The following is a 16,923-nucleotide window of genomic DNA, read 5'->3' as shown; positions in this document are numbered from 1 at the left end:
ACCGTAGAGATTTCATGGAAATTTGATGCGTTCGATTTTTTTGCTGTTCTGTCGCATTACACAGCAGCGAACTTGATCGATATCACCACTAAATGTGTCTTTATATATTTATAGCCAGTATAAATGAAAATTTTTTGTGCAAAATTTGTCTCAGGGGATCGATGCGGGTAGACTTCGTCCCCTTGTCTGAAATCGGAGAAAGTACCATGAGCGAGACGGCAACCTGGCAGCCGAGCGCATCCATCCCCAATCTATTGAAACGCGCGGCAATTATGGCGGAGATCCGTCGCTTTTTTGCCGATCGTGGCGTACTTGAGGTGGAAACGCCCTGTATGAGCCAGGCGACGGTAACCGATGTTCATCTGTTCCCGTTCGAAACCCGTTTTGTTGGCCCAGGCCATTCTCAGGGTATCAATCTCTATCTGATGACCAGCCCGGAATACCACATGAAGCGCCTGCTGGCGGCGGGTTGCGGCCCGGTGTTCCAGCTGTGCCGCAGCTTCCGTAATGAAGAGATGGGGCGTCATCACAATCCTGAATTTACCATGCTCGAATGGTATCGTCCGCACTATGACATGTACCGATTGATGAATGAGGTGGATGATTTGCTGCAACAGGTGCTGGAGTGCCCGGCGGCGGAATCCCTCTCTTATCAACAAGCGTTTCAGCGTTATCTGGAAGTGGATCCGCTCTCTGCGGATAAAACCCAGTTGCGCGAAGTGGCGGCGAAACTCGATCTGAGCAATATCGCCGATACAGAAGAAGACAGAGATACCTTGCTGCAACTGCTGTTTACCATGGGTGTGGAACCGCAGATCGGCAAAGAGCGGCCGACCTTTGTTTACCACTTCCCGGCGAGCCAGGCGGCACTGGCACAGATCAGTACGGAAGATCACCGTGTTGCCGAGCGTTTTGAGGTGTACTTCAAAGGCATCGAGCTGGCGAATGGTTTCCATGAATTGACCGACGCCCGCGAGCAGCAGCAACGTTTCGAGCAGGATAACCGCAAGCGTGCCGCGCGCGGATTGCCGCAGCAGCCGGTAGACGTCAACCTGCTGGAAGCCCTGAAAGCCGGCCTGCCGGATTGCTCCGGCGTGGCGCTGGGTGTCGATCGCCTGGTGATGCTGGCGTTACAGGCGGAAAGCATCGCAGAAGTGATGGCGTTTACTGTCGACAGGGCATAATTTTTCCTAAAAAACAGGGGGCATAATATTGCGCCCCTGAATTAATAACCTTTTGAATATATCTAAAAAATAAATTCATTTTATTTATTCCTTTATTTTCTTTCTGTTGTGACCATTTAATTAAGTTATCTTTCCGATATATATCACGGTATTTATTTCTCATCGTGATTACTATTTAATTTGAAATATTCTTTAATATAAATTTCGTAAATGGACAAGGAATGGTCATGGACGATTCGTTATTATTTTGTAAGGTCGATAAAGAAGGCTTTCCTCATTGGGATGGGTTTGATTTCTTTCGTTGGTATGCGCTTCCTGACAATTGGAATTACATTACCGGAACGGCGTATTTGTGGCTCTATAAAACAGCTTGGCTAATCCATCACAGGGAAATGATTAAACAGTTTGCCCGAGAGGCCCAGATCCCTGAGCTATTGCTTGCTGGAGTTGCCGTTTCTGAAGTCGGTGGCACTCCTGAACGATTTAAAAGTACTGGTGTATTACAATTTAGGCAATTATTAGAAGAAATTATGAGAAAATCAGATAATTCATATTCTAACTCTACCTCTGTCGGTTCGATTGCAATACAGCTCCGAACTGCTGCTCAAACGATAGGTATCAGGCCGGACACGCTTACATCCTTTCAACAATACAAACTTTCGCAATGCTTGCTTGATAATCGTTTCAATATCAGGGTTGTTGCATTTCATCTTCGTGATCTCATTCTTCATGACAATCCTGGAGGCGATACTTTCAATCTGACGGATGAGCAGATAATATTGGCCGGTTCAAGATATAACCGCGGTATTGAGAGAATCAAAGCTGATTTTATCGATTCAATACAGGCTGAGACGGGTACTTCCGCAAGAATATATAGTGAATATGGTCGCCGAATTATTGAAAAGAAAGACAGTCTGATGAAAATCATGCGAGGAAATTAGATGCGCTGGAAGGGATTTACACTTGGCTTTGTCTGGTTCTGGCTCTCTGTTCTCCTGATCTCATTCTTTTCGGCTCAGGATAAAGAGTGGCTTATTGATGGTGGAAGCATAAAAAATATATGTGATTTAATGACATACATTGGAAATGATGATATTCGCGATGTGGGAAAGGTCATCACGATCCCGCTGTTTTTCCCGTACATATATCTACTGGTTTGGAAAAAACAGCGTCATTGGTTTCTTTATCTCACGTTACTCGCCGTTTTTGCTTTTTGGATATGGCGATTTTTCATGCGCTATCAGCTTTGCTTGTAATCGCCAGATGATACGTGCGTTTTGCCGGGTAGCGGCTACGCCTTACCCGGCCTACAAAACTCGTTAATCATGGGTTTGTAGGCGCTGATAAGCGCAGCACCATCAGGCAGTTAGCCAATTTCCAAAACTACAAACTTCCCGCCGGGCGGCTGTTTCTGCCTGCTGAAGAGAGCGTTCTGGCGGTGCGTTTACCGTCGAGGCTTTCGAGGCGCATCTGGAACGGTGGGAACGGCAAATCGATCCCGTGTTCGCGGAAGCCCGCCAGAATCAACTGGTGGATTTCATGGCGCAGCGGCATGCGATGCCCCATCTCAGCGGCATAGATGCGCAATTCAAACAGTTGCAAACCTTGCTGCAAATCGACAAGGAACACTTCCGGGGCCGGGTTATCAATCACCAGCGAACAACGCTCAGCGGCGGTGTAGAGGATTTGTGTTACCTCTTCGCTGTTAGCATCAGCCGGTGCCGGTACGGTCAGCACCACACGCGTGACCGAATCCGACAGCGACCAGTTGATAAACTGCTCGGTGATAAACGCCTTATTCGGCACGATGATCTCTTTGCGATCCCAGTCGCTGATCGTGGTGGCGCGCGTATTGATCTTGGTGATGCTACCGGTCAAATCGCGGATCGTTACCGTATCGCCAATGCGAATCGGTTTTTCAAACAAAATGATCAGGCCGGAAATAAAGTTGGCGAAGATCTCCTGCAAACCAAAACCCAGCCCGACGCCGAGTGCAGCTACCAGCCACTGCAACTTGGCCCATTCAATACCGATCATCGAGAAGCCCACCAGCCCGCCAAACAGCATCAGCAGATATTTGGTGATGGTGGTAATGGCGTAACCGGTGCCTGGCGTTAGCTCCAGATGCTGCAATAATGCCAGCTCCAGCAGCGCCGGGAGGTTACGCACCAGTTGTGTGGTGATAATAAACACCAGGATGGCAATCAACACCGCGCCGAGGGTAATCGGTTCGAGGCTTTCCACCCCCTGCACCGTGGATGTGACATCCCACAGCGGAATATTTTCCAGGAAGCCAAAAGCCGAATGGATTTCCGACCACAGCACAATTACCGAGAGCAAGGCGATCAGCATCAGAATCGAGCGCACCAGGCGCAGAGACTGAACGCTGATAGCATCCAGATCGACTTCCGGCTCATCCACATCCGCCGTGCCTTCGGTACTGGTTTGATGCGCCGAATCTTCTTCGCCGCGCGCGCGTTGGGCGAGGATCTCCGCCCGGCGATGGCGGGCGCGTTCGAACGCCAGGCGACGGCGCTGGATCAGCATCCAACGGCGAATGATGTGATAGATCACCAGCAGCAAGAACCAGATGGCGACGGAGGTTTCCAGGCGCGCCAGCAGCGCTTGCGCGGTGGCCAGATAACCAACCGCCGACGCCAGGATCGCCGACAGAGGCGCGCATAGCATTAGATTCCACAACAGCCGGTTAGGCATATTGTCGCTGTTGCCGCTCTTATCGACATACAGCGGGATGCCGGCGCGTTTCAGGCTCAGCGTCACCATCGCCAGCGCGCCGCAGATCAGAATAAAGCACAGCCGCCCAAGCGATCCGGAGAACTCCCGATCGTTGAGGTTATCGAACATGATCAACGCCATGATCAGCGGCACGATCAATCCGATGCTCATCAGATAATAACGCATCCCGCGCGCCACGCGGTTACGCGGCCAGCCGAAGTGCGCGACAAACAAGCCCGTTGGGCGAGCAAACGCGGCGCAAATCATCACCACCCACAGCAGCGGCACGGTGGCGGTTACGCCATCGCCAATCGCTACCGCCAGCGGGTAGGGCCAGGCTTCTTGTAAACAGTACCCCAGCGTTGCCCATAGCACTGGCAACGGCGAGGCGACGAGAATTGACCAGAACACGGTGCGCATGGTGAGCCAGAAGTGATCCTGCGTCACTTTACCGACGCGCGCGCTGGAGCGTTCAAGGAAGCGGGTGAAATGTCGACGCGAGTAAATACTGAAGCCCACCAGAATCAGCGCGCCAAACAGCGGGAACAAAGTTTCTTTGCTGGTCAGCACCATTGCGCTGGCTTTGCCCAACTGGCTGATGGTATCCAGCGACAGCAAACGGCGCAGATCCTGCACGATTTCGATAGGCCAGGCGAAGCTCATCGGGCTGACATCCGCCGTCCAGAACAGGTAACGGTGGGTGGCCTCGTTCACCTCTTTGAGGGCGTCCTCCAGTTGGCTGTTGGAGACTTTGAGCTTGGTCAACTCGAGGATCAACGTATCGCCGCCCTGCAACAGGGAGGTCAGCAATTCGCGCTGCGTGCGTAATTGCGCTTCCAGAATGCGGTTTTGTTCGGCGGTCAGTGCCTTGCCGTCGGCCTGGCGAATCTGCCGCAGTTGCGGTTGCTTATTCAACAGATCTTCGTAACGCATGCGGTGAACACGCAACTGCGCCATTTCGGTATCTAACTGCTGCGGCTTCGGCATTTCCGGCAACCTGGCGACCTGCGCGCGCAGCGCTTCGCCCAGCATATTGGAGGCACCGAGCCACTGAGATTGCTCCCGCAACGTATTTAACGCCTGACGAACCTGCAAGGTTTGGCCGGTGGCCTGGCGTTGCTGGGAGGCGACCAAATCCATGCGCTGCGCTTGTTGGTTCAGCGCCTGCGACAATTCACGGTTAATGCGGAACTGCTCGACAATACCGGCGGGCAAGTTGGCGCTGTTTTCCGCCAGTAACTCAGTGCTCTCCAGCGCCTGTTCCGCTTCGCGTTGGCGCTGGCTGTTGAGTTGATTACGCAGAGTCTGCAAATAAGCATCCAGTTGCTGGCTCTGTTTTTGCGCCAGTTCGGCGCGCATACGTGCCAATTCCTGGCGGTTATTGGCCGACAATTGCGCCAGTTCCAGTTCATCGACCAGCGCTTTTAATTTTGCCGATTCGGCTTGCGCGCTAAAGTTTTGCGCCTGAGCAAGCGGCGTATTGGTCGTTTGCGCCCCCAGGCGGCGTTCCACTTCGGTGACCTGGCGGCGGGCATCGGTCTGCTGTTGGGGAAGTTGGCTTAATGAATCGCTGATTTCCCGCGCGCGCTCTTGCTCTTGCTGTGCGAGGCGGGTTTTCTCCAGCAACTGGCTGCTGACTTGCAAAATCTCTTGATTCAGCGCGTCGCTGCTCATGCCTGCCGGTGCGGACTGCGGTTCATCGCGCAGGTTATCCAGCTGAGAGCGCAGAGAGCGGGAGAGTTTAGGGTAGTTATCAATGATTTGTTGATACTGCTGGGCGCGCTCAAGCGAACCTTTGCGTTCTTCGAGCGCGTTAAGCGCAGCCTGGAGCGTCTCGACGGTTTCCGCCTGATCCGGCGTATTTTTCGCCGCTTTGGCTTGCTCCAGTTCCTGGGTGATTTGTCGGGCATCGGGAGCCGTTGCGGCAACGGCTCCCTGACTGAGGCACCAGGCCATCAGAAAAGCGATAATCAGGCGCACTCTAGTCTCTCCCTGCGTGAGGCTTAGCTTTCGTCTTTCTTGTCGTCGACCAGCGGGCTGGCGTCATGTTCCGCTTTGATTTCGGCTTCCGGCAACGGGGCCGGTTCTTCGATATCGACAGGGATGAAAGGCTCTGTGGAAACGGCCAGCGGCTGACCAATCTTGGTAACCGACAGGCTCTGCAACTGCTCCGCCAGCTTCACTTTGCCCGGCGCAAACAGGTTGATAACGGTAGAACCCAGCTTGAAGCGGCCCATTTCCTGGCCTTTCAACAAGGCAACGGCGCCTTCGTTGTCGCCCGCAGGCCATGTCCAGCGCTTGATGATGCCTTCGCGCGGCGGCGTAATGGTACCGGCCCACACGGTTTCGATACTGCCGACAATCGTCGCGCCGACAAGAATTTGCGCCATCGGGCCAAATTCAGTATCGAACAGGCAAATCACGCGCTCGTTACGGGCAAACAGGTTTGGCACGTTTTGCGCGGTCAAATGGTTTACGGAGAAGAGATCGCCCGGCACGTAAATCATTTCACGCAGAATACCGTTGCAGGGCATATGCACGCGATGATAGTCGCGGGGGGAGAGGTAAGTCGTGACGAAGCTACCGTTACGGAACAGATCCGCCATCGTGTAGTTGCCCGCCAGCAGCGCTTCGAGGCTGTAATTGTGGCCTTTGGCTTGCAGGATTTTGTCATTGTCGATGCCGCCAAGCTGGCTTACCACGCCGTCTGCTGGCATCACCAGCACATTCGGGTCGGTATTGAGCGGGCGTACATCGTCGCGCAGCGGGCGCACGAAGAAGTCGTTAAAGGAGCGGTAGCTGGCGGTGTCCGGCTTCTGCGCTTCTTTCATATCGACCTTGTAGTATTTCACGAACAGATCGATAACCAGTTTGGTCAGCCAGCCTGCACGTTTGCTTGCGCCCCAGCCCGCCAGGCGAGTGAGCCACAGTTTCGGCAGAATGTATTGAAGCGAAAGTTTGAATGAATTTAACAAGGTAGCCTCCAGGCTATTGTTTTTGTCGTTCCTGACCCGACGCGCAAACGCCGGAGTCTTTTCAAAAAGGGGACGATTCTAGCGACGCTTAGCTTAGTTGTCAGTCATCTGTTTCAGAAAAGCTTTTACGCGTTTTTACCTGCGACATGCTTTCCAGAATACGGTGATAATTTTCGAAACGGCTTTCCGCAATTTTGCCGTTTTCTACCGCTTCGCGAATGGCACAACCTGGATCGGTATCATGCTTGCAATCACGGTATTTGCAATGGCCGAGAAAATCATGGAATTCGACAAACCCGTGAGTAATTTGTTCCGGCTCGAGATGCCAAAGGCCGAACTCGCGCACGCCCGGGGAATCAATCACATCGCCGCCGTGCGGGAAGTGATAAAGGCGCGCGGCTGTGGTGGTGTGCTGCCCGAGGCCGGAGACACCGGAAACGTCATTGGTAAGGATTCGCTCTTCCTGCAAACCGAGCAGCGCGTTGAGCAGGCTTGATTTACCCACGCCGGACTGGCCCGCGAAAATGCTTATACGGTCGGTTAACGCCTCAACGAGTGGTTCCAGGCCATCTTTGGCGTGGCTGGAAACCATCAACACGCGGTAACCAATTTCACGGTAGATATCCATCTGCTCATTGACGAACTTCATACCGTCTTCGTCCAGCAGATCAGTTTTGTTCAGGACGATCAGCGGTTCAACCTGCAACGTTTCGCAGGCAACCAGATAACGATCGATAATGTTGAGCGAAAGTTCAGGCAGGATAGCGGAGACCACGATTATCTGATCGATATTCGCGGCGATGGGTTTTACGCCATCGTAAAAGTCCGGGCGCGTCAGCACGGAAGTGCGCTCATGCACAGCTTCAACAATGCCTTTGACGTTCACGCCTTCTGCCGCAGTTTTGCCTGGACGCCAGACCACGCGATCGCCGGTCACCAGCGAGCGGATCGTGCGGCGAATGTTGCAGCGGTGCACTTCGCCGTCGGCGGATTCGACATCGGCATGCATCCCGAAGCGGCTGATCACCACCCCTTCGGACGGTTCGCCGAACAGGTTGTCATCGTAGTCGGCTTTCTCCGCAGACGTTTTGAGTCGGCGCTGATGATTCGCTTTTACGCGGCGCTGTTGTCCTTTGGAGAGTTTATTTTTACTCAATCGTGCTGGCTCCTGGTCGCCCTGGATGGGCAAAACCTCTATGATACACGCAATTCTAGATGAATATAGTGACGCGAGAAGGGTGGAAAATAGCATGAGCGCAAATGAAAACAACCTCATTTGGATCGATCTGGAGATGACGGGCTTAGATCCCGAGCGCGATCGCATTATTGAGATCGCAACGCTGGTAACAGACGCAAATCTGAACATCCTGGCCGAGGGGCCGGTGATCGCGGTGCACCAATCCGATGCGCAACTGGCATTAATGGATGACTGGAACGTGCGTACCCATACCGGCAGCGGTTTGGTGGATCGCGTGAAAGCCAGCCAGCTTGACGACCGCGCGGCGGAACTGGCAACCATTGAATTTTTGAAAGAGTGGGTACCGGCAGGTAAATCGCCAATTTGCGGGAACAGTATCGGTCAGGATCGTCGTTTTCTGTTTAAGTACATGCCGGAACTGGAAGCGTACTTCCATTATCGCTATCTGGATGTCAGCACATTGAAAGAGTTGGCACGCCGCTGGAAGCCAGACGTACTGGAAGGGTTGAAAAAACAGAACACCCACCAGGCGCTGGATGACATCCGCGAATCCGTGGCGGAACTGGCTTACTATCGCGAGCACTTTATTAAGCTGTAATGCGATGGTTGTGCAGGGCCGGGGATTTTTTTCGCGCCCCTGCAAGCCAGTACTGGCGCGACTTTGCTGTAAAAACGCGCGTTTTGTCGATTAAATCGGCAGTTAAACAAAAAAAGCGAAAATTTGCTTTCAGGGGCTTGCAGCAGGAAGGATTTCTCGTATAATGCGCCTCCCGTGAAGACACAGAAATGTGCAACACGGTATCACGAAATTTCAGCGAAAAAGATTTTTAACTTCCTGAAAAATCGATGATAAGCGGGAATAGCTCAGTTGGTAGAGCACGACCTTGCCAAGGTCGGGGTCGCGAGTTCGAGTCTCGTTTCCCGCTCCAAAATTTGAAATGCACCATCCAGATTTACTGGTTTCGGTATTGACGCTGAATCCGGGTAAATATGCGGGAATAGCTCAGTTGGTAGAGCACGACCTTGCCAAGGTCGGGGTCGCGAGTTCGAGTCTCGTTTCCCGCTCCAAATTTGAAATGCCGAAAGGCACGCACCATCCAGATTTACTGGCCCACGGCAGACAAGCCTGACCAGATAAGTATGCGGGAATAGCTCAGTTGGTAGAGCACGACCTTGCCAAGGTCGGGGTCGCGAGTTCGAGTCTCGTTTCCCGCTCCAAATTTTCAAATCCAATAAATTATCCACAGCGGGATTCCTCGTTGGGGACGTTTTTTATTGTCTTCTCCAAACGCTTGTGAACAGACTTATCCACAGGTGAGCCTTTCATTCGCAACAAATCAAATACTTCGCCTGGTAAATGGTTTTCCTGTAATTTTTTGAAAGATAAGATAAAAATAACATTTCAAAGTGTTAATGCGATCACTTGACGATTTTGTGAACGTTGAATCGTAATGTGTTTTTAATTTTATTCACAAGCTGTGGACGGCTCAGGCGTCGCGCGGCAAACCCTTTTCCACGACCCTCACCAGACGCTGTTTTTTCGGTGTTTGCACTTCCACCACACAGGCGTTTCGCTTCGCGATTTGCTGCGCAATCGCCCACTGTATGTGTTCATCGAGAAGTGGGTGCTCACCAAGGCGTTGCTCCAGCGTTTGAATATTCGCTTCATCCCACGGCGCATTACCCAGCGCGACCGCGATATTTCGTAGCCAGCGCAGATGGCCAATCCGTCGAATCGCCGACCCTTCCGTGATTTTCAGAAAATAAGCTTCGCTCCAGCCAAACAGCTCAGTTAACGCAGGGGCGTGCAGGGCCTTGCGCGGGCTGAAATCATCTTCATCGGTTAATTGCGAGAAACGGTTCCACGGGCAAATCAACTGGCAGTCATCGCAACCATAAATACGGTTACCAATCAGCGGGCGAAACTCCTCAGGAATGGTGCCTTCCAGCTCAATGGTGAGATAGGAGATACAGCGGCGGGCATCGACGGTATATGGCTCGACAATGGCACCGGTTGGGCAAATTGTCATGCAGGCCATGCAGCGACCGCAGCCTTCTTCCACGGGTTGGTCGATGGGCAGAGGTAAATCAATCAACAATTCGCCGAGGAAAAAGAACGATCCGGCGTCACGGCTGAGAATAAGTGAGTGCTTACCTGTCCACCCAAGCCCAGCTTTTTCAGCCAACGGGCGCTCAAGAATGGGCGCAGAATCAACAAAAGGTCTAAAATTCAGCGAAGCACACTGCTGTTGTATCCGTTCGCCGAGCTTTTTAAGCCGGTTGCGCAGCAGTTTATGATAATCGCGACCCAGCGCGTAACGGCTGACATAGCCGAGCGCCGGGTTTTTCAGCGTGCTGGCGAATGCGGCGTTGGCGGGAAGATAGTTCATACGCACGCTGATCACGCGCAGCGTGCCGGGGAGAAGCTCGTGGGGACGGGCGCGCATCATACCGTGACGCGCCATCCACTCCATCTCGCCGTGATATTGTTTGTCCAGCCACGCCTGCAGTTTCGGCTCGCTGGCCGTGAGGTCGGTATCCGTAATACCGACCTGCTGAAACCCCAGTTCAGTGCCCCACTGCTTGATTTGTTGCGCTAAATGATTGAGATCGAGGGGCTGTGACATGACGGACCATACAATGAAGAAAAACGCAGCAAGTATACCACACTCCATCTGGCCTGCTGGTGACCTTAAACGCATTGAAAAAGAGGCGGCAGACAGCCTCGGCATCACATTGTACGAATTGATGCTGCGTGCAGGTGAAGCGGCGTTCAACGTCGCACAGGAGCAGTTTCCTGACGCGCGTAGCTGGCTTGTGCTGTGCGGGAATGGCAATAACGGCGGCGACGGTTATGTCGTCGCGCGTTTAGCCGCTGCAGCGGGTATCCAGGTTACCCTGTTGGTGCTGGAAAGCAGAAAATCTCTGCCGGAAGAGGCAACGCAGGCGCGCGACGCTTGGCTTAATGCCGGCGGGGTGATTCACGCCGAAGATGTTCTGTGGCCGGATGACATTGATTTGATTATTGATGGCCTGCTCGGCACAGGCCTTACCAGCGCGCCGCGCGACAACGTGGCTTCGCTGATTGAGCGCGCGAATGCGCATCCCGCGCCACTGCTGGCGCTGGATATTCCCTCGGGCCTGAATGCGCAAACCGGCGCAACGCCCGGTGCGGTGATTCAGGCGCGCCACACCGTCACCTTTATCGTCCTCAAGCCGGGCCTATTAACGGGCAAGGCGCGCGATGTTGTTGGCCAGTTACATCATCATGCTCTTGGGCTTGATGCGTGGCTGAACGGCCAGGAATCGCCTATCGCTCGCTTCGACGCTAGTCAACTTCCTGAATGGTTTACGCCACGCCGCCCGACCTCGCATAAAGGGGATAACGGGCGGCTAGTGATTATCGGTGGCGACCACGGCACGGCGGGTGCGATCCGCATGACCGGTGAAGCGGCGCTGCGGTCTGGCGCAGGGCTGGTGCGTATTCTGACGCGCAGCGAGAATATCGCGCCGATCATTACCCTGCGCCCAGAACTGATGGTACATGAGCTAACCGCCGAGTCCCTTGATGAAAGCCTTGAATGGGCCGATGTGGTAGTGATTGGCCCCGGCCTTGGGCAAAAGGAGTGGGGCAAAAAGGCGCTGCAAAAAGTGGAGAACTTTCGCAAACCGATGCTGTGGGATGCGGATGCGCTGAACCTTCTGGCAATCAATCCCGATAAACGTCACAATCGCGTACTGACGCCGCATCCCGGCGAGGCCGCGCGGTTGCTGAATTGCAGCGTGGCGGAAATTGAAAGTGATCGCTTACTTTCGGCTCAGCGTCTGGTAAAACGCTATGCAGGTGTAGTGGTGCTGAAAGGCGCTGGCACGGTGGTGGCAAGCGCAGAGGGCGAAACGGGCATTATTGATGCCGGTAACGCCGGGATGGGAAGCGGCGGCATGGGCGATGTGCTCTCGGGAATTATCGGCGCATTGCTCGGTCAGAAATTCAGCCCGTATGACGCAGCCTGCGCGGGCTGCGTTGCGCACGGCGCGGCCGGCGACAGGCGGGCGGCACAGTATGGTCAGCGTGGCATGCTGGCAACCGATCTTTTTAGCACGCTGTTGCGTGTTGTTAACCCGGATGTAATTGATACAAAAAATGATTAATCGAGTGATTCCTTTACCTGACGAACAATCGACACTGGATCTCGGCAAACGCGTGGCGCAGGCCTGCGATGGCGCGACGGTGATTTATTTGTATGGCGATCTCGGCGCGGGTAAAACCACCTTCAGCCGGGGGTTTTTGCAGGCGTTAGGCCATAATGGGAATGTGAAAAGCCCGACGTATACCCTGGTGGAACCCTATACTCTCGACAACCTGATGGTGTATCACTTCGATCTTTATCGCCTTGCGGACCCGGAAGAGCTGGAATTTATGGGCATCCGTGACTATTTCACTAACGACGCAATTTGTCTGGTCGAGTGGCCGCAACAAGGCGCGGGTGTGCTGCCTGACCCGGATGTCGAAATCCATTTAGATTACCAGGCGCAGGGGCGTGAGGCGCGCATTCGTGCTGTATCCTCATCTGGCGATTCGTTACTGGCACGTATGGCCGGTTAACTGGAAGGATGACGGGATGATCTCTTGCGTGAAAAGTTGGTTGGCTCTGGCGCTGTTAGTGCTCTGTACCTCGGCAGGAGCAGCAAGTTTGGCGGATATTCAGGTGTCGAATGGCGACAGCCAGGCCCGTATCACGTTCAGTTTTGTGGGCGATCCTGATTACGCATTCACGCAGCAGGGTAAGCGCAGTGTGGCGCTGGATATCAAACAGACCGGTATCATTCAGGGCCTGCCGTTACAGTTTAGCGGCAATAACCTTGTGAAAAGCATTCGCAGCGGGACGGCGCAAAACAACCAGTCTATCCGGCTGGTGGTGGATCTGACGCAAAACGGCAAAACCCGGGCGGTGAAGCAGAAAAACGGCGCGGGTTACATGGTGGTGTTCACCATTGATGCCGACGTGCCGCCACCGCCTTCGCCGCCAAAAGCGGTGGTGAAACGCGTTGAACCGCCCGCAGTAACGCCGCGACAAACCGCGCCGCAACAGACAAAGCCAGCGCGAAATCCTTTCAAACCCGATAACGATCGCATTACCGGTGTGACCAACAGCAACACGGCTACCCGACCGGCGCAGGCGCGTACCGCGTCCGGCGACAAAGTGGTTATCGCCATTGATGCCGGGCACGGCGGCCAGGATCCTGGCGCGATTGGTGCGGGCGGAACGCAGGAGAAGAGCGTTACCATTTCCATTGCGCGTAAGCTTCGCGCGCTTTTAAATGCGGATCCGATGTTTAAGCCGGTGATGACCCGCGACGGTGACTACTTTATTTCGGTGATGGGCCGTTCCGATGTGGCGCGTAAGCAAAACGCCAACTTCCTGGTTTCCATTCATGCGGATGCCGCGCCGAACCGCGATGCGACGGGTGCCTCGGTGTGGGTGCTGTCAAATCGCCGTGCCAACAGTGAAATGGCGAGTTGGCTGGAACAGCATGAGAAGCAGTCTGAATTATTGGGCGGGGCGGGTGATGTGCTGGCCAATAGCCAGTCCGATCCTTATCTCAGCCAGGCGGTGCTGGATTTACAATTCGGCCATTCTCAGCGGGTAGGTTATGATGTCGCCACCAGTATGCTGGGCCAGCTCCAGCGCATTGGTTCACTGCATAAACGTCGCCCGGAACATGCCAGCCTTGGTGTGCTGCGCTCGCCGGACATCCCGTCCGTCTTAGTCGAAACGGGCTTTATCAGCAACCGCAGCGAAGAACGATTACTGGGTAGCGACGCGTATCAACAGCAAATCGCCGAGGCGATTTATGGCGGGCTGCGTAGCTATTTCCTTGCGCATCCGTTGCAGTCCGCGCCGCAGGGCGGCAGCGGGCAAACGGCTAGCGCGGGCGTACCCGCAAACGGTCTGCTTAACTAAGGAAAATTTTCATGCCGATACAGGTTCTACCGCCACAGCTTGCGAACCAGATCGCCGCTGGCGAAGTGGTTGAACGCCCTGCGTCGGTGGTGAAAGAGCTGGTAGAAAACAGTCTTGATGCTGGCGCAACGCGCATCGATATCGATATTGAGCGCGGCGGCGCAAAACTTATCCGCATCCGTGATAACGGCGGCGGCATCAAGAAAGATGAACTGGCGCTGGCGTTGGCGCGCCATGCCACCAGTAAAATCGCCTCGCTGGATGACCTGGAAGCGATCATTAGCCTCGGTTTTCGCGGCGAAGCGCTAGCCAGTATCAGCTCCGTTTCCCGTTTAACCCTCACGTCCCGCACGGCCGACCAGCAAGAAGCCTGGCAGGCTTACGCCGAAGGGCGCGATATGGCGGTGACGGTCAAACCCGCCGCTCACCCAGTGGGAACGACCCTTGAAGTGTTGGATCTGTTCTACAACACACCGGCGCGACGTAAGTTTATGCGCACGGAAAAAACAGAATTTGGTCATATCGATGAGGTGATCCGCCGGATCGCGCTGGCGCGTTTTGACGTGACAATTACCCTCAATCACAACGGTAAGATGGTGCGCCAGTACCGTGCGGTTGCTGAAGGCGGGCAAAAAGAGCGCCGCCTTGGTGCGATTTGCGGCATGCCGTTTCTTGAACAAGCGCTTGCCATCGAATGGCAGCACGGTGATTTAGCCCTGCGCGGCTGGGTTGCCGACCCCAAAAACACCACCAGCGCGTTCGCCGAAATTCAATACTGCTATGTGAATGGCCGCATGATGCGCGATCGGCTGATTAACCACGCGATTCGCCAGGCTTGCGAAGATAAGCTCGGCGCGGATCAACAGCCGGCATTCGTGCTCTATCTGGAAATCGATCCGCATCAGGTGGATGTGAACGTGCATCCGGCAAAACACGAAGTGCGCTTCCATCAATCGCGGTTGGTACATGATTTTATCTATCAGGGCGTATTGAGCGTGCTGCAACAGCAACTGGATGCGTCGTTGCCGCTGACGGAAGAACCCGCGCCGCGCCCGTTGCCAGAAAACCGTGTGGCCGCGGGGCGTAATCAGTTTGCTGAACCGCGGGCTGCTCGCGAACCTGAAGCGCCGCGTTATTCGTCATCGTCTTCCGGGCCTTCGCACTCCGGCGGCAATGCAGGTACGCAAGTGTGGCCGCATGCCCAGCCGGGTTATCAAAAACAGCAGGGCGCGCTTTATCGCCAATTGCTGGAAACCCCGGTTGCCGATCGTAAAGCTAACAAGCCACAACCCGCCGCGCCTGCGCTGGACGGGCATAGCCAAAGTTTTGGCCGCGTGCTTACGCTGATTGAGCCATACTTTGCGCTGCTCGAACGCGAAGGCAAGCTTGCCTTGCTGGCGTTGCCGGTCGCGGAACGATGGCTGCGCCATGCGCAATTATCCCCTAACAACGCACCCGCTTGCGGGCAGCCATTGCTGATTCCGGTGCGTTTAAAAATTTCCAGCGAAGAGAGTGCGGCACTCAAACGTGCGCAGCCGGTATTGGCGGAAATGGGCATCGAATTTGTCCCCGATGGTCAGCACGTCACCATTCGCGCTGTGCCTTTACCCTTGCGCCAACAAAATTTACAAAACTTGATTCCTGACCTGATAGGCTACCTGGCGCAGCAGACAAGCATTGATGCGGTGAATATCGCCCACTGGCTGGCGCGCCATCTGGCGAGCGAGCATGAGCAGTGGAATGTCGCCCAGGCGATTACGTTGTTGGCCGACGTCGAACGGCTTTGTCCGCATCTGGTAAAGACCCCGCCGGATGGTTTATTACAACCTATTGATTTACAAATGGCGATGAACGCCCTGAAACATGAGTGAAGTCAGTAAAGCAAGCCTGCCGAAGGCGATTTTTTTGATGGGGCCGACGGCCTCCGGCAAAACGGTATTAGCCATTGAGCTACGTAAAGTTTTGCCAGTAGAGTTGATAAGCGTAGATTCAGCCCTTATCTATCAGGGCATGGATATCGGTACCGCTAAGCCGAACGCGGAAGAACTGCAAGCCGCACCGCACCGGTTACTGGATATTCTCGATCCGTCGCAGGCGTATTCGGCGGCTGATTTTCGCCGTGATGCACTGGCGGAAATGAAAGAGATTAGCGATGCAGGGCGGATTCCTCTGCTGGTGGGCGGCACCATGCTCTACTTTAAGGCGTTGCTGGAAGGGTTATCGCCCCTGCCGTCAGCGGACCCGGAAGTAAGAGCAGGAATTGAAAAACAGGCGGCAGAGCGCGGATGGGAAGCGTTGCATCAGCAGTTGCGGGAGATCGATCCCGTTGCGGCAGCGCGGATTCATCCAAATGATCCGCAAAGGCTTTCCCGGGCACTGGAAGTTTTTTTCATTTCGGGTAAAACTTTAACGGATCTGACGCAAACGTCAGGAGACGCTCTGCCTTACCAGGTGCTTCAGTTCGCCATCGCCCCGGCGAGCCGTGAACTGCTCCATCAACGAATCGAGCAGCGTTTTCATCAGATGTTAGCTTCAGGTTTTGAAGCAGAAGTGCGGGCGCTTTTTGCTCGCGGAGATTTGCATACGGATATGCCTTCCATTCGTTGTGTGGGTTATCGCCAGATGTGGTCATATCTTGAAGGCGAGATTTCATACGATGAAATGGTTTATCGAGGTATTTGCGCCACGAGGCAGTTAGCCAAGCGACAGATCACCTGGTTGCGGGGCTGGGATGGCGTTCACTGGTTAGAGAGTGAAAAGCCGGAAAAGTCTTACCGTGATGTGTTACAGGTTGTTCGTGCTATCGCAAGGTGAATGTGTACAATTAAGTCGTATCGTGCGCGAATTTTTACGCAGTTTTCAGA

Annotated in this window: 13 protein-coding genes and 3 tRNA genes; 12 read left to right on the top strand and 4 right to left on the bottom strand. The window is 54.2% G+C overall.

Translation table 11 applies throughout. The annotated features are described in order from the left end of the window. Nucleotides 1-206 precede the first annotated feature (206 nt). The 3 genes from epmA to AAEY27_RS19965 all read left to right on the top strand — a co-directional run bounded on the left by epmA (nt 207) and on the right by AAEY27_RS19965 (nt 2,440). The gene (gene epmA / locus AAEY27_RS19975; RefSeq protein ID WP_342322526.1) at nt 207-1,184 is read left to right on the top strand and encodes an elongation factor P--(R)-beta-lysine ligase; all 978 of its coding nucleotides are present in this window, start codon (nt 207-209) and stop codon (nt 1,182-1,184) included. A gap of 227 nt (nt 1,185-1,411) precedes the next feature. Next, on the top strand, nt 1,412-2,125 hold the full coding sequence (locus tag AAEY27_RS19970; RefSeq protein WP_342322525.1) for a hypothetical protein: 714 nt from the start codon (nt 1,412-1,414) through the stop codon (nt 2,123-2,125). After that, complete coding sequence (locus AAEY27_RS19965; RefSeq protein ID WP_342322524.1) at nt 2,126-2,440, top strand: YjeO family protein; 315 nt, start codon at nt 2,126-2,128, stop codon at nt 2,438-2,440. A 127-nt stretch (nt 2,441-2,567) separates the two neighbouring features. Here AAEY27_RS19965 and mscM read toward each other — a convergent pair whose 3' ends face one another. From mscM to rsgA, 3 genes are all read right to left on the bottom strand, one after another. Continuing rightward, complete coding sequence (gene mscM, locus AAEY27_RS19960) at nt 2,568-5,900, bottom strand: miniconductance mechanosensitive channel MscM (protein WP_342322523.1); 3,333 nt, start codon at nt 5,898-5,900, stop codon at nt 2,568-2,570. A 23-nt stretch (nt 5,901-5,923) separates the two neighbouring features. Continuing rightward, nucleotides 5,924-6,895 carry an archaetidylserine decarboxylase gene (asd, locus tag AAEY27_RS19955; protein WP_342322522.1) on the bottom strand — a complete coding sequence of 324 codons (972 nt, stop codon included), beginning with the start codon at nt 6,893-6,895 and terminating at the stop codon, nt 5,924-5,926. Between the two features lie 100 nt (nt 6,896-6,995). Next, entirely contained in the window at nt 6,996-8,051 is a 1,056-nt protein-coding gene (gene rsgA / locus AAEY27_RS19950) for a small ribosomal subunit biogenesis GTPase RsgA (RefSeq protein ID WP_342322521.1), read from the bottom strand. Between the two features lie 94 nt (nt 8,052-8,145). On the opposite strand from rsgA, the gene orn reads away from it, so the two are divergent. The 4 genes from orn to AAEY27_RS19930 all read left to right on the top strand — a co-directional run bounded on the left by orn (nt 8,146) and on the right by AAEY27_RS19930 (nt 9,311). Next, entirely contained in the window at nt 8,146-8,691 is a 546-nt protein-coding gene (orn, locus tag AAEY27_RS19945; protein WP_342322520.1) for an oligoribonuclease, read from the top strand. 255 nt (nt 8,692-8,946) lie between these two features. Then, a tRNA-Gly gene (locus AAEY27_RS19940) sits at nt 8,947-9,022 on the top strand. Between the two features lie 63 nt (nt 9,023-9,085). Next, nucleotides 9,086-9,161, top strand: a tRNA-Gly gene (locus tag AAEY27_RS19935). Nucleotides 9,162-9,235: 74 nt separating this feature from the next. Beyond that, a tRNA-Gly gene (locus AAEY27_RS19930) sits at nt 9,236-9,311 on the top strand. 269 nt (nt 9,312-9,580) lie between these two features. On the opposite strand, the gene queG is transcribed toward AAEY27_RS19930, so the two are convergent. Then, nucleotides 9,581-10,720, bottom strand: coding sequence for a tRNA epoxyqueuosine(34) reductase QueG (gene queG, locus AAEY27_RS19925; protein WP_342322519.1), 1,140 nt, complete (start codon nt 10,718-10,720; stop codon nt 9,581-9,583). On the opposite strand from queG, the gene nnr reads away from it, so the two are divergent. From nnr to miaA, 5 genes are read left to right on the top strand one after another with little or no spacing between them, the layout of a single operon-like run. After that, nucleotides 10,719-12,245 (top strand): bifunctional ADP-dependent NAD(P)H-hydrate dehydratase/NAD(P)H-hydrate epimerase, encoded by a 1,527-nt coding sequence (nnr, locus tag AAEY27_RS19920; RefSeq protein WP_342322518.1) that lies wholly within the window; start codon nt 10,719-10,721, stop codon nt 12,243-12,245. The two genes, queG and nnr, sit on opposite strands and share 2 nt — an antisense overlap. Further along, nucleotides 12,238-12,699 carry a tRNA (adenosine(37)-N6)-threonylcarbamoyltransferase complex ATPase subunit type 1 TsaE gene (tsaE, locus tag AAEY27_RS19915; RefSeq protein WP_342322517.1) on the top strand — a complete coding sequence of 154 codons (462 nt, stop codon included), beginning with the start codon at nt 12,238-12,240 and terminating at the stop codon, nt 12,697-12,699. The genes nnr and tsaE overlap by 8 nt, the downstream gene beginning before the upstream one ends. 16 nt (nt 12,700-12,715) lie before the next feature. Beyond that, nucleotides 12,716-14,059 carry an N-acetylmuramoyl-L-alanine amidase AmiB gene (amiB, locus tag AAEY27_RS19910; protein WP_342325649.1) on the top strand — a complete coding sequence of 448 codons (1,344 nt, stop codon included), beginning with the start codon at nt 12,716-12,718 and terminating at the stop codon, nt 14,057-14,059. An 11-nt stretch (nt 14,060-14,070) separates the two neighbouring features. After that, nucleotides 14,071-15,930: a DNA mismatch repair endonuclease MutL gene (mutL, locus tag AAEY27_RS19905; protein ID WP_342322516.1), complete on the top strand. Its 1,860-nt coding sequence runs from the start codon at nt 14,071-14,073 to the stop codon at nt 15,928-15,930. Beyond that, nucleotides 15,923-16,873, top strand: a complete 951-nt coding sequence (gene miaA, locus AAEY27_RS19900) for a tRNA (adenosine(37)-N6)-dimethylallyltransferase MiaA (RefSeq protein WP_342322515.1) — start codon at nt 15,923-15,925, stop codon at nt 16,871-16,873. Before mutL ends, miaA begins: the two co-directional genes overlap by 8 nt. Nucleotides 16,874-16,923 lie beyond the last annotated feature (50 nt).

Source organism: Kosakonia sp. BYX6, assembly GCF_038449125.1.
GTDB classification, from domain to species: Bacteria; Pseudomonadota; Gammaproteobacteria; order Enterobacterales; family Enterobacteriaceae; genus Kosakonia; species Kosakonia calanthes.
The sequence above is the reverse complement of the archived record's forward strand: the minus strand, read 5'-3'. Positions and strand labels throughout refer to the sequence as shown.

Coding starts and splice junctions, on each gene's coding strand:
- epmA (WP_342322526.1), top strand. CDS start 207: ATGAGCGAGACGGCAACCTGGCAGCCGAGCGCATCCATCCCCAATCTA.
- AAEY27_RS19970 (WP_342322525.1), top strand. CDS start 1,412: ATGGACGATTCGTTATTATTTTGTAAGGTCGATAAAGAAGGCTTTCCT.
- AAEY27_RS19965 (WP_342322524.1), top strand. CDS start 2,126: ATGCGCTGGAAGGGATTTACACTTGGCTTTGTCTGGTTCTGGCTCTCT.
- orn (WP_342322520.1), top strand. CDS start 8,146: ATGAGCGCAAATGAAAACAACCTCATTTGGATCGATCTGGAGATGACG.
- nnr (WP_342322518.1), top strand. CDS start 10,719: ATGACGGACCATACAATGAAGAAAAACGCAGCAAGTATACCACACTCC.
- queG (WP_342322519.1), bottom strand. CDS start 10,720: ATGTCACAGCCCCTCGATCTCAATCATTTAGCGCAACAAATCAAGCAG.
- tsaE (WP_342322517.1), top strand. CDS start 12,238: ATGATTAATCGAGTGATTCCTTTACCTGACGAACAATCGACACTGGAT.
- amiB (WP_342325649.1), top strand. CDS start 12,716: ATGATCTCTTGCGTGAAAAGTTGGTTGGCTCTGGCGCTGTTAGTGCTC.
- mutL (WP_342322516.1), top strand. CDS start 14,071: ATGCCGATACAGGTTCTACCGCCACAGCTTGCGAACCAGATCGCCGCT.
- miaA (WP_342322515.1), top strand. CDS start 15,923: ATGAGTGAAGTCAGTAAAGCAAGCCTGCCGAAGGCGATTTTTTTGATG.